Origin of the sequence: Oceaniglobus roseus (genome assembly GCF_002869745.1) — a bacterium.
GTDB classification, from domain to species: domain Bacteria; phylum Pseudomonadota; class Alphaproteobacteria; order Rhodobacterales; family Rhodobacteraceae; genus Oceaniglobus; species Oceaniglobus roseus.
Map to the genome: position 1 here is coordinate 1 of NZ_PNOS01000008.1, position 20,067 is coordinate 20,067.

At 68.1% G+C, this 20,067-nt stretch carries 20 protein-coding genes; 13 read left to right on the forward strand and 7 right to left on the reverse strand.

The genetic code is table 11. The features are described 5' to 3' along the window. Positions 1-123 precede the first annotated feature (123 nt). The 9 genes from alr to purF all read left to right on the forward strand — a co-directional run bounded on the left by alr (position 124) and on the right by purF (position 7,587). Positions 124-1,179 (forward strand): alanine racemase, encoded by a 1,056-nt coding sequence (alr, locus tag A7B20_RS05700; protein WP_102107596.1) that lies wholly within the window; start codon positions 124-126, stop codon positions 1,177-1,179. Positions 1,180-1,433: 254 nt separating this feature from the next. Continuing rightward, on the forward strand, positions 1,434-1,571 hold the full coding sequence (locus A7B20_RS21195) for a hypothetical protein (protein WP_157937612.1): 138 nt from the start codon (positions 1,434-1,436) through the stop codon (positions 1,569-1,571). A 94-nt stretch (positions 1,572-1,665) separates the two neighbouring features. Next, positions 1,666-2,439, forward strand: a complete 774-nt coding sequence (locus A7B20_RS05705) for a DNA repair protein (RefSeq protein WP_172960971.1) — start codon at positions 1,666-1,668, stop codon at positions 2,437-2,439. A gap of 40 nt (positions 2,440-2,479) precedes the next feature. Next, the gene (gene radA / locus A7B20_RS05710; RefSeq protein WP_102107598.1) at positions 2,480-3,844 is read left to right on the forward strand and encodes a DNA repair protein RadA; all 1,365 of its coding nucleotides are present in this window, start codon (positions 2,480-2,482) and stop codon (positions 3,842-3,844) included. A 43-nt stretch (positions 3,845-3,887) separates the two neighbouring features. Further along, a complete protein-coding gene (locus A7B20_RS05715) occupies positions 3,888-4,445 on the forward strand; it encodes a CvpA family protein (RefSeq protein ID WP_102107599.1) in 558 nt (185 codons plus the stop codon). A 60-nt stretch (positions 4,446-4,505) separates the two neighbouring features. Beyond that, complete coding sequence (locus tag A7B20_RS05720; protein ID WP_102107600.1) at positions 4,506-4,742, forward strand: hypothetical protein; 237 nt, start codon at positions 4,506-4,508, stop codon at positions 4,740-4,742. Then, on the forward strand, positions 4,739-5,209 hold the full coding sequence (locus A7B20_RS05725) for a host attachment family protein (protein ID WP_102107601.1): 471 nt from the start codon (positions 4,739-4,741) through the stop codon (positions 5,207-5,209). The genes A7B20_RS05720 and A7B20_RS05725 overlap by 4 nt, the downstream gene beginning before the upstream one ends. A gap of 200 nt (positions 5,210-5,409) precedes the next feature. Further along, a complete protein-coding gene (locus tag A7B20_RS05730) occupies positions 5,410-6,018 on the forward strand; it encodes a LysE family translocator (RefSeq protein ID WP_102107602.1) in 609 nt (202 codons plus the stop codon). 99 nt (positions 6,019-6,117) lie between these two features. Beyond that, on the forward strand, positions 6,118-7,587 hold the full coding sequence (gene purF / locus A7B20_RS05735) for an amidophosphoribosyltransferase (RefSeq protein WP_172960972.1): 1,470 nt from the start codon (positions 6,118-6,120) through the stop codon (positions 7,585-7,587). Positions 7,588-7,770: 183 nt separating this feature from the next. On the opposite strand, the gene A7B20_RS05740 is transcribed toward purF, so the two are convergent. The 7 genes from A7B20_RS05740 to A7B20_RS05770 all read right to left on the reverse strand — a co-directional run bounded on the left by A7B20_RS05740 (position 7,771) and on the right by A7B20_RS05770 (position 14,741). Further along, positions 7,771-8,478, reverse strand: a complete 708-nt coding sequence (locus tag A7B20_RS05740) for a ThuA domain-containing protein (protein ID WP_102107603.1) — start codon at positions 8,476-8,478, stop codon at positions 7,771-7,773. Further along, positions 8,475-9,344 carry an NAD(P)-dependent oxidoreductase gene (locus A7B20_RS05745; RefSeq protein WP_102107604.1) on the reverse strand — a complete coding sequence of 290 codons (870 nt, stop codon included), beginning with the start codon at positions 9,342-9,344 and terminating at the stop codon, positions 8,475-8,477. Before A7B20_RS05745 ends, A7B20_RS05740 begins: the two co-directional genes overlap by 4 nt. Continuing rightward, positions 9,344-10,858 carry a sugar ABC transporter ATP-binding protein gene (locus A7B20_RS05750; RefSeq protein ID WP_102107605.1) on the reverse strand — a complete coding sequence of 505 codons (1,515 nt, stop codon included), beginning with the start codon at positions 10,856-10,858 and terminating at the stop codon, positions 9,344-9,346. The genes A7B20_RS05745 and A7B20_RS05750 overlap by 1 nt, the downstream gene beginning before the upstream one ends. Continuing rightward, on the reverse strand, positions 10,855-11,856 hold the full coding sequence (locus A7B20_RS05755) for an ABC transporter permease (protein ID WP_102107606.1): 1,002 nt from the start codon (positions 11,854-11,856) through the stop codon (positions 10,855-10,857). The genes A7B20_RS05750 and A7B20_RS05755 overlap by 4 nt, the downstream gene beginning before the upstream one ends. A 10-nt stretch (positions 11,857-11,866) precedes the next feature. Then, positions 11,867-12,841 carry an ABC transporter permease gene (locus A7B20_RS05760; RefSeq protein ID WP_102107607.1) on the reverse strand — a complete coding sequence of 325 codons (975 nt, stop codon included), beginning with the start codon at positions 12,839-12,841 and terminating at the stop codon, positions 11,867-11,869. A 60-nt stretch (positions 12,842-12,901) separates the two neighbouring features. Further along, complete coding sequence (locus tag A7B20_RS05765) at positions 12,902-13,699, reverse strand: SDR family NAD(P)-dependent oxidoreductase (RefSeq protein WP_102107608.1); 798 nt, start codon at positions 13,697-13,699, stop codon at positions 12,902-12,904. Between the two features lie 76 nt (positions 13,700-13,775). Beyond that, positions 13,776-14,741, reverse strand: a complete 966-nt coding sequence (locus tag A7B20_RS05770) for a sugar ABC transporter substrate-binding protein (protein ID WP_102107609.1) — start codon at positions 14,739-14,741, stop codon at positions 13,776-13,778. Positions 14,742-15,021: 280 nt separating this feature from the next. On the opposite strand from A7B20_RS05770, the gene A7B20_RS05775 reads away from it, so the two are divergent. The 4 genes from A7B20_RS05775 to A7B20_RS05790 all read left to right on the forward strand — a co-directional run bounded on the left by A7B20_RS05775 (position 15,022) and on the right by A7B20_RS05790 (position 20,064). After that, positions 15,022-16,773 (forward strand): extracellular solute-binding protein, encoded by a 1,752-nt coding sequence (locus A7B20_RS05775; RefSeq protein WP_216641172.1) that lies wholly within the window; start codon positions 15,022-15,024, stop codon positions 16,771-16,773. Positions 16,774-16,794: 21 nt separating this feature from the next. Continuing rightward, positions 16,795-17,604 carry an SDR family NAD(P)-dependent oxidoreductase gene (locus A7B20_RS05780; RefSeq protein ID WP_102107611.1) on the forward strand — a complete coding sequence of 270 codons (810 nt, stop codon included), beginning with the start codon at positions 16,795-16,797 and terminating at the stop codon, positions 17,602-17,604. Positions 17,605-17,688: 84 nt separating this feature from the next. Beyond that, the gene (locus A7B20_RS05785; RefSeq protein ID WP_102107612.1) at positions 17,689-18,987 is read left to right on the forward strand and encodes a M24 family metallopeptidase; all 1,299 of its coding nucleotides are present in this window, start codon (positions 17,689-17,691) and stop codon (positions 18,985-18,987) included. Positions 18,988-19,092: 105 nt separating this feature from the next. After that, on the forward strand, positions 19,093-20,064 hold the full coding sequence (locus A7B20_RS05790) for a thiamine pyrophosphate-dependent dehydrogenase E1 component subunit alpha (protein ID WP_102107613.1): 972 nt from the start codon (positions 19,093-19,095) through the stop codon (positions 20,062-20,064). Positions 20,065-20,067 lie beyond the last annotated feature (3 nt).

Consider the following 20,067-nt stretch of genomic DNA (forward strand, 5'->3'; position numbering starts at 1 on the left):
GGGGAGAGGGTCTCCTCTCCCCCGCCGCCCGGACGCGACGGTCCCGGAACACCGCGCCGGAAAAAGCGGCCGCCCGCCTCGCCGCCTCTTGCCCTGCCCGGCGGGCTTGGTCACAACACCGCCATGGGCACCGGCACACTCTCCATCGACCTCGACGCGCTCTGCGCGAACTGGCGCGCGCTCGACGCGCTTTCGGCCCCGGAGGTCGAGACGGCCGCGGTGGTCAAGGCCGACGGCTACGGCCTCGGCGCGGGGCGCGTCGCGCGGGCGCTGACGCGGGCGGGGGCGCGGCGGTTCTTCGTCGCCGTGGCCGAGGAAGGCGCGGCGCTGCGCCAGGCCCTCGGCCCCGATCCCGAGATCTGCGTCTTCGCGGGCCACATGGCGGCGGACGCCGACATGCTCCACGATCTCGCCCTGACGCCGATGCTGAACTCGATCGAGCAGATGACCCGCCATTTCGAGGCGCTGCCGGGTCATCCCTTCGGCGTGCAGCTCGATTCGGGGATGAACCGGCTCGGGCTCGAACCGACGGAATGGCAGGCGGCGCGCGGCATCGTCATGGCGCAGCGCCCGGTCCTGGTGATGAGCCACCTCGCCTGCGCGGACGAGCCCGACGATCCGATGAACGCCCGCCAGCTCGCCGCCTTCCGCGAGATGACGGAAGGGCTGGACGTGCCGCTGTCGCTCTCGGCCACGGGGGGGATCCTGCTCGGCCCCGACTACCACTTCGATCTCGTGCGCCCCGGCATCGGGCTTTACGGCGGCCTGCCCTTCGCCGAGGCGCGGGCGGTCGCGCATCTCGCGCTGCCCGTCGTGCAGGTGCGCGAGGTCGCGGCCGGGGAGCCGGTGGGCTACGGCTGCGCCTTCACGGCCGAGGAACTGTCGCTGATCGCCACCGTCTCGGCGGGCTATGCCGACGGGCTGATCCGCGCCATGGGCGCGCGGGCGGTGCTGTTCGCGGGCGAGGTGCCCTGCCCGCTCGCCGGGCGGGTGTCGATGGACCTTCTGACCGTCGACGTGACCCACCTGCCGAGCGTCCCGAGCCACCTCGACATCCTCTGCGCCCACCAGTCGGTGGACGACCTGGCCGAGGCGGCGGGCACCATCGGGTACGAGATCCTGACCTCCCTCGGCGCCCGCTACGGCCGCCGCTACGGCGGCGACGGCACCCCCTCCTGACGACCCTGCACTGTCGGTGCTCCGGAAACAGTGCGTTCGCGCCATTGTCCCTCTCTGGCCGCTGAACGGGTTCACGCGCCCCGGCTTTGCCGTATGCTTGCCACAATGCCGCCACGATGTCCGGCCGGCATCCATTGCGGGAGTGAGTGCCATGACCGACATCGACAGGCCGCGGTCTCGGGGGATCGGCGACGTCGGAGGAAGCTCTGGGGCGCCGCCACCTCGCCCGGCTCGAATCCGACCTGCTGGAACTCTTGCCGAAGCTCGGCTTCGAGACGACGATCGAGGACCGCCGTCGCAAGGCCGATACCGTGGTTCCGCTGAACCGGCGCATCGGCGAAATGGCGCAGAGGCCGTCGCTGCACGGCACGTCCCGGACCGGCGAAACCTGACCTACGGCCGGTTCGTTCGCCTTAGTTCACAAATGCATGCAACCATATCACCGCATCGTGTGTTCCCTCGGCGGAGATGTGCCGAGAACGAAGGATGAGTGATATGAAAACGGGCAACCGCACCGCCGTCGACCGGATCGGTCGATGGGCTCAGGGACTGGCCACCTTGGGACTTGGCGCGGCGGCGCTCGCGGCCCTCGGCACCGTCGCCCTCTCCGCCGCCGGTGTCCTTCCCTGGCTGACCCTCCCGCTGACCTTCGGCGACGTCACCTATCCTGCCGCGGGGATCGCGGTCCAGTGCGGGCTGGCGCTGCTGCTGCTGTTCATCGCCTTCCTCGTGCCCTCGGGCCATCGGGTCATGGCGCTGGAGCGCACCCACCGCGACTTCCGCATCTGCATGAGCGACGTCGCCGACGCCTACCGCGCCTGCCATGCCGCGGACCGGGGCGGCGTGTTCCAGCTGTCCGAGCAGTACGACGCGGTGAAGGAGAGGCTGCTCTACCTCCGCAAGCACCCCGATCTCGGCCATCTCGAGTTCGACGTGCTGGAGGCGGCGGCGCAGATGAGCAGCGTGTCGCACGAGCTGGCCGAGACCTACTCGGACGAGAAGGTGGCCCGCGCCCGCAGCCTGCTGGCCGAACGCCAGGCCGAGATCGAGCGTTTCCAGGACCAGATCGCCGAGGCCAACACCGTCGCCCATGAACTCCGCCGCTGGCAGGAGGCGATCGGCGTGGACGAGGACATCCTGCGCAGCCAGCTCGACCGGCTGCAGGACCAGCTTGGCGACGTGCTCCAGCCGCTCGGCTTCAGCCGTCAGCGGCCCCGCGGCAACGTGGTGAGCTACCCGCACGCGACGGCCGCCGAATAGGCGGTCTTGCAACCGGCTGGCCGGGGCGTCACAAGGCGCCATGGCCAGATCCCCCGCCTTCGTCTGCAACGCCTGCGGCGCCGTCCACACCAAGTGGTCCGGGCGCTGCGATGCCTGCGGCGAGTGGAACTCGATCGTCGAGGACGTGCCGCTCTCGTCCGGCCCGGCCGCGCAGAGCCTCGGGGCGAAGCGCGGCGCGCGCATCCAGCTGACCGACCTCGCCGGGGAGGAGGCGCCGCCGCCACGCACCGCCTCGGGCCTCGGGGAACTCGACCGGGTGCTCGGCGGCGGGCTCGTCCCCGCCTCGGCGATCCTCGTCGGCGGCGATCCCGGCATCGGCAAATCCACCCTCCTCCTCCAGGCCGCCGCCAGTTTCGCCCGCGCGGGGCTGAAATCTGTCTACGTCAGCGGCGAGGAGGCCTCGGCCCAGGTCCGGATGCGCGCGCAGCGCCTCGCGCTCGCCGACGCGCCGGTGAAGCTCGCCGCCGAGACCAACCTGCGCGACATCCTGACGATGCTGGAGGCCGAGAAGCCCCAGCTCGCCATCATCGACTCGATCCAGACCATGTGGAGCGACCAGGTGGGCTCGGCCCCCGGCTCCGTCTCCCAGGTGCGCGCCGCGGCCCACGAGCTGACGAGCTTCGCCAAGCGCCACGGCGTCGCGGTGATCCTCGTCGGCCATGTCACCAAGGACGGCCAGATCGCGGGCCCCCGGGTGGTCGAGCACATGGTGGACACCGTGCTCTACTTCGAGGGCGAGCGCGGCCACCAGTTCCGCATCCTGCGCGCCGTGAAGAACCGCTTCGGCCCCGCCGACGAGATCGGCGTGTTCGAGATGACGGGCGGCGGGCTGTCCGAGGTCGCCAACCCCTCGGCCCTGTTCCTGTCCGACCGCGAGGATCCCGCGCCGGGCTCGGTCGTCTTCGCGGGGATCGAGGGCACGCGGCCCGTCCTGTGCGAGTTCCAGGCGCTGGTCGCCCCCGCCCCCGCGGGCCAGGCCCGCCGCTCGACCGTGGGCTGGGACGGCGGACGGCTCGCCATGATCCTCGCCGTGCTGGAAGCCCGATGCGCCATCCCCTTCGGCGGGCTCGACGTCTACCTCAACGTCGCCGGGGGCCTCCGGATCAGCGAACCGGCCGCCGACCTCGCCGTGGCCATGGCCCTGCTCAGCGCCCGCGAGGACATCGCGGTGCCGCCGCAGACGGTGGTTTTCGGGGAAATAAGCCTCAGTGGCGCGTTGCGTCCCGTCAGCCAGACCGAAAACAGGTTGAAAGAGGCGCAAAAACTTGGTTTCTCGGCGGCGATTGCGCCCGAGCGCAGCAAGCCTTCGGCGGATGCCGGGCTGTCCATGCGCCGCTACAAGGACCTGACCGGCCTCGTCGGCGATCTGTTCGGGGCGGGGTGACAACCAGGCGGTCCGCAGGCGGCGCCAAAGGGAAGGCTGAGGCATGGAAGGTTTTACCGTCATCGACGGGGTGGTGGCCGCGGTCATCGTGATTTCGGCGATCCTCGCCTATTCCCGCGGTCTCGTGCGCGAGCTGATGTCGATCGTCGGCTGGGTCGCCGCCGCGGTGCTGGCCTTCATCTTCGCTCCCCAGGCGGAACCTCTGGTGCGCCAGATCCCGGTGCTCGACAAGTTCCTGAACGACAGTTGCGAGCTGTCGATCATCGCCGCCTTCGCCGCCGTCTTCGCCGTGGCGCTGGTGCTGGCCTCGATCTTCACACCGCTCTTCGCGGGGGCGGTGCAGCGTTCGGCCATCGGCGGCATCGACCAGGCGCTCGGCTTCCTGTTCGGCGTCGTGCGCGGCGTGATCCTGGTGGCCGTCGCCTTCGTGGTCTACGACCGCGTCGCCACCACGGCCGCCTTCCCGATGGTCGACAACTCGCGCACCGCCGCGATCTTCGCCCAGTCCCAGGCCAGCATCGACGAGCAGATCCCGACCGACGCGCCGGGCTGGATCGTCGGCCGCTACGAGGAACTGGTGGGCAACTGCGGCGCGATCTGAGCCCGGAACTCCGCCCCCCGTCCCCGGGTTGGTCTGACAGCTGAAAGAAGGAGTCAGACCATGGCCGAACGACAGAGATCGACCTCCGGCACCCGCGAGACCGAGCGTTTCACCTCCGACACCCCGACCCCCGGCCAGCAGGGCCGCGCCCAGGGCAACCTCGAGCGCGACGTCGGCACCCGCAGCGAGGCGGAGGCCGCGCGCCAGGGCGAGAGCAACGAGCGCGTGCGCAAGTCCGACGAAAAAGGCGAGGGCAACCTCGGCGGCCACCACGGCACCGGGGAGGGCCAGCGATGACCACCCTCAAGAACGGCACCTGGGTGCTGATCGCCGACGGGGAAAAGGCGCTGTTCCTCGAGAACGTGACCGACGGCGAGGATCCGCACCTCCAGGTCCGCCGGAAGGAGGAGCAGGACAATCCCTCGGATCTCGACCAGTCCGCGAACCGTCCCGGCCGGATGCAGGAGGGCCGCCCGGGCGGCGAGGCCTCGGGGCCCCGCTCGGCCTTCCAGGACACCGACTGGCACCAGCTGGCGAAGGACCGTTTCGCCGACGACCTGGCCGAGCTGCTCTACAAGCAGGCGCACAGGGGGAAGTACGATTCGCTCGTGCTGGTGGCCGCGCCGGGTGTCCTGGGCGAGATCCGCGACAAGATGCACCAGGAGGTGCGCCAGAAGGTCATCGGCGAGGTCGCGAAGACGCTGACCAACCACTCCATCGACGACATCGAGAAGATCGTGAAGGAGGACCTGGCGGCAGCCTGATCCTCCCGCGCTTGTGCCCGCCGCAGACACTGCCCGGCGGACGTGACGCGGCGCACCCCCATGCGCTTGACCCTCTCCCGCCGCCCGGCCCGGAGAGGGGTGCGGGGAGAGGAGGATCCTCTCCCCGCATTTCCGCAAAAATCCGTCCGCCCGACGCTTTTCGCGGGCGCCCGCCGCGCAAGCTGCTACATCCTTGCGCCATGAGCCTCGACCTGATCCTCGCCCTTGCCCTCTTCGCCCTCGTCTCCTCGGTGACGCCGGGGCCGAACAACCTGATGCTCATGGCCTCGGGCGCCAACTTCGGACTGCGCCGCACCCTGCCCCACATGCTCGGCGTCGCGCTCGGCTTCACGCTGATGGTGGCGCTGGTGGGCGCCGGGGTCGGACAGCTGTTCCAGAGGTTCCCGCTGGCCGACATGCTGCTGAAGGTCTTCGCGGTCGTCTACCTGCTCTACCTCGCCTGGAAGATCGCGACCGCCGCGCCGCCCGAGCGGAAGCTGGCGCCCGAAGGCCGCCCCTTCACCTTCCTGCAGGCCGCCGCGTTCCAGTGGGTCAACCCGAAGGCCTGGGCGATGGCGCTGACCGCGACCACCGCCTATGCCCCCGACCGCTCGCTCGTCTCGGTGCTGCTGGTGGCGGCGGTGTTCGGCCTCGTGAACCTGCCCTCGGTCGGCGTCTGGACGATCCTCGGGCGCGAGGTGGCGCGCCTCCTGCGTCAGCCGCGGCATCTGCGGGCCTTCAACCTCGCCATGGCGGCGCTGCTTGTCGCCTCGCTCTGGCCGATCCTGACGCACCATGCCCCGCTCTGAGGCCACGGCACGGAAAGTTTGATGATCCTTTCGTGACACCGGGCCGGGAACGTCCTATGTGACGCGCAGTTGCCCCACAGGATTCGGAGTCCCGATCCCATGCGCCAGTTGCCCCCCGCCCATCCGTTCGACGTCGACGCCGACAAGCTGAAGGAGGAATGCGGGGTCTTCGGCGTCGTCGGCGTGGCCGACGCAGCCAATTTCGTCGCCCTCGGCCTGCACGCGCTCCAGCACCGCGGCCAGGAGGCCGGCGGCATCGTCAGCCACGACCCCGAGCACGGCTTCAACTCGGCCCGCCGTTTCGGCTATGTCCGCGACAACTTCACCAAGCAGTCGCTGATGGATACGCTTCCGGGGCCGCTCGCCATCGGCCATGTCCGCTATTCCACCGCCGGCTCGAAGGGCAACACCCAGATCCGCGACGTGCAGCCGTTCTTCGGCGAGTTCTCCATGGGCGGTGCGGCCATCGCGCACAACGGCAACATCGTCAACGCCGACGCGCTCCGGCGCGAGCTGATCGAGCGCGGCTCGATCTTCCAGAGTTCCAGCGACAGCGAGTGCATCATCCACCTGATGGCCCGCTCGTTGCAGCGCAAGGTGCCCGAGCGGATGCAGGACGCGCTGCGCCGGGTCGAGGGCGCCTTCTCCATCGTCGCCATGACCCGCACCAAGCTGATCGGCGTGCGCGATCCCCTCGGCGTGCGCCCGCTGGTGCTGGGCCAGCTCGGCGAGGGCTTCGTGCTGAGTTCCGAGACCTGCGCGCTCGACATCATCGGCGCCCAGTTCCTGCGCGAGATCGAGCCGGGCGAGATGGTGGTGATCGAGGACGGCAAGGTGGCGAGCCACCGCCCCTTCGCCCCCCAGCGTCCGCGCTTCTGCATCTTCGAGCACGTCTATTTCTCCCGCCCCGATTCGATCATCGGCGGCCGCTCGGTCTACGAGACGCGCCGCGCCATCGGGGTGGAACTGGCCCGCGAGGCGCCGGTCGAGGCCGACCTGGTCTGCCCCGTTCCCGACAGCGGCACCCCGGCCGCCATCGGATACGCCGCGGAATCGGGCATCCCCTACGGCATGGGGATCATCCGCAACCAGTACATGGGCCGCACCTTCATCGAGCCGACCGAGCAGATCCGCAACATGGGCGTGCGCCTGAAGCTGAACGTCAACCGCGCGCTGATCCGCGGCAAGCGGGTGATCCTGGTGGACGATTCCGTGGTGCGCGGCACGACCTCGATCAAGATCCGCGAGATGATCCTCGACGCCGGCGCGGCCGAGGTGCACTTCCGCATCGCCTCGCCCCCCACCGCCTGGCCCTGCTTCTACGGCGTCGACACGCCCGAGCGGGAAAAGCTTCTGGCCTCGCACATGAGCGAGGACGAGATGCGCGACCACCTGAAGGTCGACTCGCTACGCTTCATCTCGCTCGACGGTCTCTACCGTGCCGTGGGCGAGGCCCAGGGCCGCGATCCGGCCAGCCCGCAATACTGCGACGCCTGCTTCTCCGGCGAATATCCGGTGGCGCCTTCGGACCAGATCGAGAAGGGTTTCCTGCTGAAGGCCGCGGAGTAGCGGCCGCTTCGCGTGAAGCCTCAAGAGCCCCACGCAAGCGGCTGAGAAGGATCAACAACTTCCGGATTTCAAAGGGACATCCTGATCCTTGCGCACCCGTCCTGCCCGGCGTTACCGCCCGGCGCGACATCTCTGCGGGTGCGCCCCGGAGTTCCCCGAACTCCGGCACCGACAGGCCAATCCCTACGCCGCCCCCCGCGCCGCCCAGAGCGCGCCGCGGCGGATGATCTCGGTCACCTGCGGCACCTTCAGGTCGTCGAGCGTGTGGCCGATCGAGCAGTAGAACACCCGCCCCCGGTCCCACCGCCGCTTCCAGACCACCGGGATCACCGTGCCCTCGATCCACCACAGGTGATCGCCCGAGAAGGTGGTGGTCGCAAGCACCTCGTTCGAGGGGTCGACCAGCATGTAATACTGCTCGGAATGCAGCCTGAAGCTGCGGATGCCTTCCACGATCGGATCGGCGGGCCGGCAGATCGTCACGTCGTAGTCGACGTAATCGTCCGAGGGCACCGCGTTGTCCGGCCAGCCCGGCGGATGGGCCACGAACTGGCCGCCGATCAGGAAGTGATAGGTCGGCCGGTCGCGGAAGGCGTCGCCCATGTGCCCGTGCCATCCCGCCAACCCGCAGCCGTTCGCGACCAGCTGCAGAAGCCCGTCCTCCTCGGCCTTGGTCATGTTGCCGAACTCGGGCCGGTGAGCCGAGCGGGCCGAGGACCAGATCGGCACGATCAGGTCGACATCGGCCATCTTCTCCGGCTCCGCCAGCGGCGCGAGCGTATCGTGCACCACGACCTCGAAGCCGTTCCCGGCCAGCAGGTCGCGGCACCAGTCGGAAAAGGCGGTGGGGGTGTGGCCTTCCCAGCCTCCCACGAACAGGGCTGCTTTCATCGTCTCGTCTTCCTCATGTAATCCAGCATCGCCGCCATGTCGCGCCCGGCGTATCCACCGGCCTCGGCGGCCTTCAGCGTTTCCAGCGTCACCGCGCCCTGGGGCACCGCGACGCCATGTTCGGCGGCCAGTTCCGCCATCAGTCCCATGTCCTTCCGCGCCAGTGCCACGGTGAAGGTCACGTCGTGGTCAGCCTCGTGCAGGTAGAGCGGGCGGCGATAGCGCAGCATCGGCGCCGCCGCGGCCGAGGCCTCGATCACGTCGAAGGCGCGCTCGGGGTCGATCCCCGTCGCCTCGGCCAGCGTCATCGCCTCGGCCAGCGTCTGGTTCAGTCCGTGGATCAGGGCGTTGACGGACAGCTTCATCACCGCGCCCCGACCTGGCGCGCCGAGGCAGATCACCCTCCTGCCGAGGGCCTCCAGAACCGGCATCACCGGCGCCGCCTCGGCTTCGGTGCAGCCCGCCATGATCAGAAGCGCAGCCTCCGCCGCCGCCTGCGTGGCGCCCGACACCGGCGCGTCGATCACCCGCGCGCCGTCCGGCACCCGCTGGACCAGCGAGGCGATGTGGCCGGGGCTCATGGTCCCCATCTCGAGGAACACCGACGCCCCCCGCCCGGCGAAAAGCCCGCCGGGGCCCAGGTGCACCGCCTCGGACGCGGCGTCGTCGGCCAGCATCGTGACCACGACCTCGCAGCCATCGGTCAGACCCACGGGCGCCGCGGCCACCGCGCATCCCGTCTCCTCCGCCAGCGCCTCCGCCGCCGCGGTCGTGCGGTTCCAAACCGTCACCGCGTGGCCCGCCGCGACGAGGTTCCTCACCATCGGCGCGCCCATCCGCCCGAGCCCGGCAAACCCGACCCGCATCACGCCACCTTCCCGGCGCCGATGCCGGAGATCGCCTGCACCAGGCTGTCCTCCGACACCTCCGCGGCCGTGAAGATGCGCATCAGCTGACCGTGGTACATCGCCGCGATCCGGTCGCTGACCGACAGCACCTCGGGCATTTCCGAGCTGATGACGATCACCGCATAGCCCTGCTTCGCCAGGTCCCGGATCAGCGCGTGGATCTCCGACTTCGAGCCCACGTCGATCCCCCGCGTCGGTTCGTCCACGATCAGCACCTTCGGCTGCATCGACAGCCACTTGCCGATCACGATCTTCTGCTGGTTCCCGCCCGAGAGGTTGCCGACCGCCTGCCGCCATCCCGGCGTCTTGATCGCCAGCTTGTCGCGGTACTGGTCGAAGATCGCGATCTCGGCCCCGTCCGACACGAAGGGACCGGCGGTCAGGTCGCCCACCTGCGGCAGGGTCATGTTGTCCTTGCAGCTCATGCCCAGGATCAGCCCCTGCTCCTTCCGGCTTTCGGGCACCAGCGAGATGCCGAGCCGGATCGCGTCGCCGGGCGAGCGGATCGTCACCGCCTGCCCGTCCACCCGGATTTCCCCGGCCGAGGGCGCGCGCAGGCCGAACAGCGTCTCGGCGATCTCGGTGCGCCCGGCGCCGACCAGCCCGTAGAAGCCCAGCACCTCGCCCGCCCGCACCTCGAAGCCGACATCGCGGTAGAGCTTGCCGCAGGACAGCCCCTGCACCTCTATCGCCACCGGCCCCAGCTCGCCCGCCACGATGTTGCGCGTCAGGTCCAGCGAGCGGCCGATCATCAGCTTCGTCACCTCGTCCTCGTCCGTCTCCTTCGTGATCAGCGTCCCGCGATGGGCGCCGTCCCGCAGAACCGAGATCCGGTCGGACAGGGTGAAGATCTCGTCCATCCGGTGCGAGATGTAGACGATCCCGACACCCCGCGCCGTCAGGTCGCGGATCACGTCGAACAGCACGACCTTCTCGGCATCGGTGAGCGAGGCCGTCGGCTCATCGAAGATCACGGCCTTGGCGTCCACCGTTAGCGCGCGGGCGATCTCCACCATCTGCTTGTTCGCGATGGACAGGTCGCCGACGATGGTCTTTGGGCCGAAACTGCAGTTCAGCCGCTTCAGGATCCCGCCCGCCCGGTCATAGAGCGTCGCCCAGTCCACCCGCCCGAAGCTCTTCCTCGGCAACTCGCCGAGGTAGATGTTCTCGGCCGCGGACAGCTCCTCGGCGAGGCTCAGCTCCTGGTGGATCAGCACCACGCCCTTCGCCTTGGCGTCCAGCGGGTTGCGCATCACCACCTTCTCTTCCTCGATGAAGATGGCGCCCTCGTTCGGCTGGTGGATGCCGGCCAGCACCTTCATCAGCGTCGACTTGCCCGCCCCGTTCTCGCCCAGGAGCGCGTGGACCTCGCCGGGCCGCACGTCGAAGCTGACGCCGTCGAGGGCACGCACGCCGGGGAAGGTCTTGACGATCCCCGACAGCCGCAGGGCCGGTTTGCTCTCGGTCGTCATATCCGCAACTCCTCCTTGCCCTTCCGGTTCAGCTGCTTGTCGAGGTAGAGCACCGCGATCAGGATCAGGCCGATCACCAGGTTCACCGTCTCGGTGTCCGCGCCGATGTAGCCGAGACCCTTCCTCAGCAGCTGGATCGCGATCACCCCCCCGAAGGTCGAGATGACCGAGCCGCGCCCGCCGGTCAGCTTCGTGCCGCCGAGGACCACCGCCGTGATCGCCCAGAGTTCGTAGAGCGAGCCGTCGTTCGGGTTCACCGAGCCGCTTTCGGAGTAGAACACCGCCGCCGACAGCGCGGCGAGGAAGCCGATGATCATGAAGTTGATCATCATGTGCGGCCCGACGCGGATACTGGCGTTCACCGCCGCCTCGCGGTTGTCGCCGATGGCATAGGCGTTGCGCCCGTGCACGGTCCGGTTCAGCAGCCACCACAGCACCGCCGTGCAGCCCAGCAGGAACCACGTCGCCGTGTGCAGGCCCAGGGGCTGCGCCTCGGCGAAGTCGACCAGCGTCCAGTTCAGGTTCGAGGTCGGCTGTTCGCCGTTGTACATGAAGACGAGGCCCCGGTAGCCCAGCATCGACCCCAGCGTGACGATGAAGGCATCCACCCCCGTCTTCCACACGATCAGCCCGTTCAGCGCGCCAAGGGCCGTGCCCGTCGCCAGCGCCAGCAGCCACGAGACGGGGATCACCCAGTCGCCCAGACCCTCGAAGATCGGCCAGGTCATGCTGTCCAGGAGGATCACCGCCGACAGGGCGAAGATCGCGCCGACCGAGAGGTCGATGTTGCCGTTGATCATCACGATGGTCATGCCAAGCGCGATGATCCCGATGGGCGCCGACTGCTTCAGGAGCAGCAGCATGTTGTCGAGGTCCATGAAGGCGCCGTCGGACAGCGACAGGAACTTGCCCGCGACGCTGAAGAAGATCAGCTCCAGCACGATGAAGCCCCAGATCGCCCCCTGCTTCAGGAGCCGCGCGGTGTTTTCGTTCTGCATGGCGTGTCCCTCAGGCAATCGGCGACCAGAGCCGGCCGCGCTTGGCCGCGACGTCCAGCCAGACGGCGAGGATGATGATGACCCAGGTGACGACGTACTGGACGTAGAACTCGAGCCCGACCAGCAGCAGTCCGTTCTGGATGAAACCGAGGATCAGCACCCCGATCACCGTCTTGAACACGGTCCCCGATCCGCCGAGCAGCGAGGCGCCGCCAAGGATGACCGCCGCCAGGACCTCCAGCTCCAGCCCCTGCCCCACGGTGTTCTGCGAGCCGAGCGAGCGGCTGGCCTGCAGGAGACCCGCGCAGGCGACGCAGAAGGCCGAGATCAGGTAGGTGCAGAAGACGATCCGCGCCCGCGGGATGCCCGAGAAGGTGGCCGCCGTCCCGTTACCGCCGACGGCATAGACCTTGCGCCCGAAGGGGGTCCGCGCCAAGAGCACGCTCAGCACCACGGCGAGCAGCACGAAGACCAGGATCGGCACCGGCACGCCCAGCATCTCGTCCTGACCGAAGATGCCGAACCAGGTGCCCTGCTTGTCGGCGATGTCCATGTTCTTGCCGCCCGACCAGGTCAGCGTCAGCCCGTGGATCGCCGACAGCATCCCGAGCGTCACGATCAGCGAGTTCAGCCGGAGATAGCCGACGAGGAAGCCGATCAGCGCGCCAAGGCAGAGCGTCAGCGCGAACATCGCCGGAATGGCGAGCGCGGGGCCGATCTTGTCGTGCAGGTCCAGCACCACGATGGTCGAGAAGGACATCATCGAGCCGACCGAGAGGTCGAGGTTGCCGCTGATGACCACGAAGGTCACGCCAAGCGCCATCACCCCGAGGATCGCCGAGGAGCGCACCACCCCCAGCACGTTGTCGATGTCCAGAAACCGCGCGTTCGCCAGCGCGAAGCCGAACATGAACAGCGCGAAGGCGATCAGGATTCCCTGTTTCGCCAGCACCTGCGTGATGTTCGACCATGTCAGAGCCGCCATGTTCTCCCCTCCCCATGTCCCCCGGTCCGGGGGGCGTCCGTCCGCCCCCCGCGGGGGGCGTCAAACCAGTGTCATGCCGCCGTCTATCATGACGATCTGCCCGGTCATGTAGTCGCTGTCCCTCGAGGCGAGGAAGGTCGTCGTGCCGGTGATGTCCACGGGCTGCGCGACGCGTCCCTTCAGGATGTCGGCCGAGAATTCCTCCATCGCCTGGCCGGGCCGCTCCGACGCGCCGATACTCATCAGGTCGCGGTCGACCTCCTCCCACATCTCGGTGGCGACGACACCGGGGGCGAAGCCCGTCACGGTGATGTCGTGCTTGGCGAGGTCGCGGGCGCCCGACTGGGTCAGCGACACCACCGCCCATTTCGAGGCGCAGTAGGGCGCGACGTTGTCGAAGCCCTGGCGGCTGGCGATCGACGCGGTGTTGACGATCTTGCCGCCCGACCCTTGCGCGATCATCTGCCGCGCCGCCTCCTGCATGCCGATCAGCACGCCGAGGCCGTTGATGTCCATTATGAACCTCCAGTTGTCCTCGGTGACATCCATGAAGTTCATCGGCTTGTTCACGCCCGCGTTGTTGAACACGACGTCGACCTTGCCGAAGGTGACCGCGGCATGGGCGATCATCGCCCGGACCTGGGCGCGGTCGGTGACGTTGACCGCCGCGTGGGTGACCTTGCCACCGGCCGCCCGGGCGCGGTCGGCGTTGGCCTTCGCCACCTCGGCCACCTTGTCGGCATTGATGTCGGCGAAACAGACGTCGGCGCCCTCGTCCAGCAGCGCCTCGCCGATGGCGCGCCCGATGCCCTGGGCTGCGCCGGTGACGATGCAGGATCGCCCGGAGACTCGTCCCATCACAGGACCTCCCTCGAAAAGTGCAGGAAAGAATGCGCGGGACGAAACACGCCGCCCCGCGCACCCCGGGAGGGGATCAGAACACGGGTTTCGTGAACTGATCCATGTTGTCCTGAGTGATCTTCGGCGTGTCGAAGTAGTTCAGGAACGGGACATCCTTCTTGTCCAGGACGTCGATGGCGGTCTGCAGCGCCGCCTTTGCGTCGTCCACCGGCGACTGGTAGATCGAGCCCCAGTAGTCGCCCGCCTCCATCGCCTCGTAGCCCACCGCGAAGTTGGTCGCGCCGACGAAGATGATCCCGTCACGCCCCGCGGCCTTGGCGGCGTTCAGCGCGCCGACGCCCATGTTGTCGTCGCCGGCATAGACGCCGTCGATCTTGTCGTACTTCACCAGGAAGGCTTCCATGACCTTCTGCGACTTTTCGCGGTTCCAGTCGCCGGGCTGCGTCTCGACCAGCTTCACGTCCGGGCAGACCTCGGGCAGACGGTCCTCGAAGCCCTTCGCCCGCTCGATCGCGGTGGTATAGCCGGGCTGGCCCGAGATCTGGACGATCTGCGCGCTGTCCGCGATGCCCATGTCCTTGAACTTGTCGCACATGATCTCGGCCGCGCGGGCGCCCTGGGTGATGTTGTCGGGGCCGGAGAAGGAGGCGACGAAGTCGAAGCCCTCCTCGGCGATGTTCGAATTGGTCACGATCACCGGGATGCCGGCCTTCTGCGCCTTCCTGACGGCCGGGATCACCGCCTCGCCGTTGGTCGGCCAGATGATGATGGCGTCGACCTGCTGCTGGATCAGGTCCTCGACCTGGGCGATCTGGCGGGCGACGTCGCCGCCGGCATCCAGCACCACGGCCTCGACGTTTTCGTTGGCGTTGGCGGCCTCGATGAAGGCCTTCTCGTAGGTGGTCTGATAGCTGTCGACGCCCACGTTGTTCTGGGTGATGCCGATCTTCATCTTGCCGTGGGCCTCCGCCAGCACGCCGGTCGCCGAAGCGGCCAGGGCGGTGGTGGCGACAAGCGCTGCCTTCAGGGTCGTGTTCATCCGATTTCTCCTCCCAGGGTGTTGTTCTCTGTTCCTCGGTCGATCCCCGCTGCCCTCCTTGGCCCGGGGATTCGCCGGTCGGCCATGTGCCACGAACATGATTGCCGAGCGCCCCTGCCGTATCCGCCGCCAATATGTCCATTTCGGACTTTGAAGTATCCAGTTCGGATTTTTAGGACATACTCCCCCCGGACCAATTTGAACAAAGTCGAGAGGCGACCGGATGACCGAGTCGACACCGAAGTATTCCGATCAAACCGGACGATCCAAAGTGAATGTCATGCCCCCCCACGCCAGCACGCCCGGAAAGGTCGACGGCACCGCCGCCGACCCGGGCACGGCACCGGCCCGGGCGGAACTTCTCACGGTGATCGAGTTTCTGGAAGCCCTGAGCGACGAGATCGACACCACGCTCGAACCCGCCGCGCCGAACCCCTACCTCAACATGAGCATCCACCTGCTGCGCTGCCACCTCGAAGGGCGCGCGGTCACCGCATCGGCCCTCGTCGCGGCCTCGGGCGTGCCCTATGCCACCGCAGTCCGCAAGCTGGCCGAGATGAAGGAGGCGGGGCTGATCGAGCAGCGGCCGCGCTCGCGCAGCGGCAAGAGCTTCTCGCTCCACCCCAGCCCGTCGCTGCTGGCCACCTGGACACGCCTTGCCGACCGCGTCCACCGCCTGGCCGGCACCCGCTTCGGCGGCGGTCAGGCCGCAGGCGGAGATTACTACTTCGGCGGCTCCTACATGGAGAGCCAGTCGACGATCCAGCCGCCCCGGGTGCTGAGCCGGCCGCTGACCCTGCCCGGCGGCCTCCGCATCCTCGTGCACGGCGACCCGACCTTCATGGTCATGGAGAACCTGAAGCGCCAGTTCGAGCAGGTGATCGGCACCAAGATCAACCAGCGCGCCTTCTCCATCGACCGCCTCCGCGAAGAGACGCTGAGGAACGCCGCCCGCCCCGCCAGCCGCTACGACCTGATCGCGGTGGACCTGCCCTGGATCGGCGAGTTCGCCGAGCGGAACATCCTGCTGCCGCTCGATTCCGTCATGGACATCTCGCGGCTCGACCCGGCGGACTTCCACACCGCCGGCTGGCGCGCGGCCCACTGGGGCGGCCACCCCTACGGCGTGCCCAGCCAGACGACGCCCGAGCTGCTGTTCTACCGCCGCGACTGGTTCGCCGAGGCGGGGCTCGAGCCGCCTGCGACCACCGACCAGCTGCTCTCCGCGGCGAAGGCGCTGAGCGATCCGCGCCACGGCCGCTACGGCATTGCCTGGAACGCCGCGCGGGGCACGGCGCTCGGCCACACCTTCATGATGACCTGCGCCGATTTCGGCCAGCCGATCATCGAGATGCCGAAGAACGCCGGCGGCTACGACCTCGACAGCCTTGCCGCCACGACCGCGGTGCCCAGCATCGACACGCCCCGCGCGCGGGAGGCGGCGGAATACCTGATGGCGCTGCTCGAATTCTCGCCGCCCGACATCCTGTCGATGTCCTGGTACGAGCGCGTCCGCCCCTATGCGGCGGGCAGGATCGCCATGGCCTACGGCTATACCCTGCTCGCCCCCTATTTCGAGCTCGACCCCGGATCGCCCGCGAACGGACAGACCGGATACCTGCCCCACCCGGCGGGACCGCACGGCGCGCCGCTGGCCCCGGTCGGCGGCTATGTCCTCGGGATCCCGGCCAACCTCGCCGAGGAGCGGATCGAGGACGCGGTCGAGGCGCTGGTCGCCTTCACGTCCCCCGCGGCGCAGAAGCTCTACATCCAGAACGGCAGCCGCACCGCGCCGCGCTATTCCGTCGGCGCCGATCCCGAGGTGCGGCGCCTGTCGCCGATCTTCGAGGCGGTGGACGGCATGTCCTGGCGCGACGAGCTGCAGTTCTGGCCGCGCCCGCCGATCCCGGAGATCTGCGAGATCATCCGCATCTGCGGCACCGAGATGCACGACATGCTGCGCGGGGTGATCCCCCCGGCCGAGGCGCTGAGGCGCGCCCAGGCGGCAGCGGAAGCGGCCTTGCGAACATGATGAATACCAAGGGAGGAAACCATGGACCCCAATCGGCTCAAGGGTAAGAACATTCTGATCACCGGCGCGGCCCGCGGCATGGGCGCGGCCAACGCCGAAGCCTTCGCGGCCCAGGGCGCCAACGTCTGCCTCGGCGACCTCGACGGCGACGCGGCCGAAGCCATGGCCGGGAAGATCAACGGCGCGGGCGGCGGCAAGGCGATCGCGGTGAGGATGGACGTGACGAAGCGCGCCGACAACGCCGCCGCCGTCGCCGCCACGGTCGAGGCCTTCGGCTCGATCAACGTCGGACTGTTCAACGCGGGGCTCAACAAGCCGCGGTTCTTCATGGACATCGACGAGGACAACTGGGACCTCATCATGAACGTGAACACCAAGGCGATGTGGCTCGGGATGCAGGAGACCGCGAATCAGATGATCGCCCAGGGTCCGATGGAGGGGCATCCCTACAAGCTGATCAACGTCGGCTCCATCGCCTCGAGAAAGCCCCTGGTGGATGTGACGGTCTACTGCACCTCGAAATACGGCTGCCTCGCCCTGACCCACTGCGGCGCCATCGCGCTTTCCGAGCACAACATCACCGTCAACGGCTACGCCCCCGGCGTCGTCGTGACCCCGCTGTGGGAGCAGCTCGACAAGGATCTCGTGGACATCGGCTTCAAGCAGAAGGAAGGCCAGGCCTACGAGGACATCGTCCGCGACGCGCTCCAGATCAAGCGGGTCTCCTATCCGAACGACATCACCGGCACCGCGTCCTTCCTCGCCAGCGACGACAGCGACTACATGACCGGCCAGATGATCCACATCGACGGCGGCTGGTGCATCCAGTGATGCCGCAGGGTGCGTGCCCGCACCCAGCTTCCCCCGAAATCCAACCAAGCGGTGCGTGCCAGCGCGCACCCTGAGGAGAACGCCATGTCACGCGCATTGATGCCGAACCTGCTGACCCCCAAGGACCTGGAACCCAACTGGGAATGGCGCGAGCGCCTGCCCGCCTGGGGCCACACCTCGGTCGATTTCGAACGCCGGATCGACCACGACCGCCTGCGCCGCTACCGCCTCGCGCGCACCCGCCAGTCGCTCCAGAACTCGCAGGCGGGCTCGCTGCTGCTGTTCGACGTGAACAACATCCGCTACGTCACCGCCACCAAGATCGGCGAGTGGGAGCGGGACAAGATGTGCCGCTTCTGCCTGCTGACCGGCGACGACAGCCCCTATGTCTGGGACTTCGGCTCGGCCGCCGTCCACCACAAGCGCTATTCCGACTGGCTGGAACCCGACCACTGCCTTGCCGGCGTCGTCGGCATGCGCGGCACGATCCCGCCCGACTTCGGGCTGATGCAGAAATACGCCAAGATGATCGCCCAGCTGATCAAGGACGCGGGCATGGCCGACATGCCCGTCGGCGTGGACTATGCCGAAACCGCGATGTTCCACGCACTCCAGGCGGAAGGGATCAAGGTGGTGGACGGCCAGCAGATCATGCTGGCGGCGCGCGAGATCAAGAACTGGGACGAAATCCAGCTTCTGACCCAGGCGGCCAGCATGGTCGACGGCGTCTATCACATGATCTACGAGGAGCTGAAGCCGGGCGTGCGCGAGAACGACATCGTCGCGCTCAGCAACAAGATGCTCTACGAGATGGGCAGCGACGACGTCGAGGCGATCAACGCCATCTCGGGCGAGCGCTGCAACCCGCATCCCCACAACTTCACCGACCGGCTGATCCGGCCCGGCGATCAGGCGTTCTTCGACATCCTCCAGTCCTATCAGGGGTACAGAACGTGCTACTACCGCACGTTCAACGTCGGCCGCGCGACGCCCTCGCAGAACGACGCCTACGTGAAGGCGCGGGAATGGATCGACGCCTCGATCGCGATGATCAAGCCGGGCGTGACGACCGACAAGGTGGCCGAGGTCTGGCCCACCGCGGAATCGCTCGGCTTTCCGAACGAGGATGCCGCCTTCGGCCTCCAGTTCGGGCACGGCCTGGGCCTTGCGCTTCACGAACGCCCGATCATCAGCCGCGCGATCAGCCTCGACCACCCGATGGAGATCCAGACCGGCATGGTCTTCGCGCTGGAAACCTACTGCCCCGCGACGGACGGCTATTCCGCCGCCCGGATCGAGGAAGAGGTGGTGGTGACCGAGACGGGGTGCGAGGTCATCTCGCTGTTCCCGGCGGAAGAGCTGCCGATCGCCAACCGCTACTGAGCCCCGTTCCAGCTGTCATCCTCGGGCCTGACCCGAGGATCTCCCGGCCAGCAGATCCTCGGGTCGAGCCCGAGGATGACGGCCTGCATCTTTCGAGGACCCGCCATGTCCAAGACGAACACCGAAGACTACCTGCGCATGTATACCCAGATGGTGCGGATCCGCGCCTTCGAGGACAACGCCAACCAGCTTTACCTCTCGGCCAAGATGCCGGGCCTGACCCACATGTATTCGGGCCAGGAGGCGGTCGCCGTCGGCATCTGCGAGGCGCTGACCCCCGAGGACAAGATCACCTCGACCCACCGCGGCCACGGCCATTGCGTGGCCAAGGGCGCGAACTTCAGGGAGATGTTCTGCGAGCTTCTCGGCAAGGAAGAGGGATATTGCCGCGGCAAGGGCGGCTCGATGCACATCGCCGACCAGGGCAACGGCAACCTCGGGGCCAATGCCATCGTCGGCGGCTCCATGGGCATCGCCACGGGCGCCGCGATGTCGGCGAAGATGCAGAAGAACGGCCGCGTCGCCGTCTGCTTCTTCGGTGACGGCGCGACGGCCCAGGGGCTCTGGTACGAGGTGATGAACATGGCCGCCCTCTGGGGCCTGCCGGTGATCTATGCCTGCGAGAACAACGGCTATTCCGAGTACACCAAGACCGAGGAGATCGCCGCCGGCTCGATCACCGCGCGCGCCGAGGCCTTCGGGATCGAGAGCTTCGAGGTCGACGGGCAGGACGTGCTGGCGGTGAACCAGCTGACCCAGAAGCTGGTCGAGCGGTGCAGGAAGGGCGAAGGGCCGTTCTTCATGAATCTCAAGACCTACCGCTACCACGGCCACCACGTGGGCGACATCAACCGCGACTACTACCGCGCGAAGGACGAGGAGGCCGAGTGGAAGACCACCCGCGACCCGATCACCAACTTCGGCAAGTGGCTGGAATCCGAGAAGATCGTCACCACCGACGAGCTGGTGGAGATCAACGAGAAGATCCGGAAGGAGGCGGAAGACGCCGTCGCCTACGCGCTGGACGCGAAATATCCCGACGTGTCCGAAGTCGACATGCACGTCTACGCGGCCTGAGGA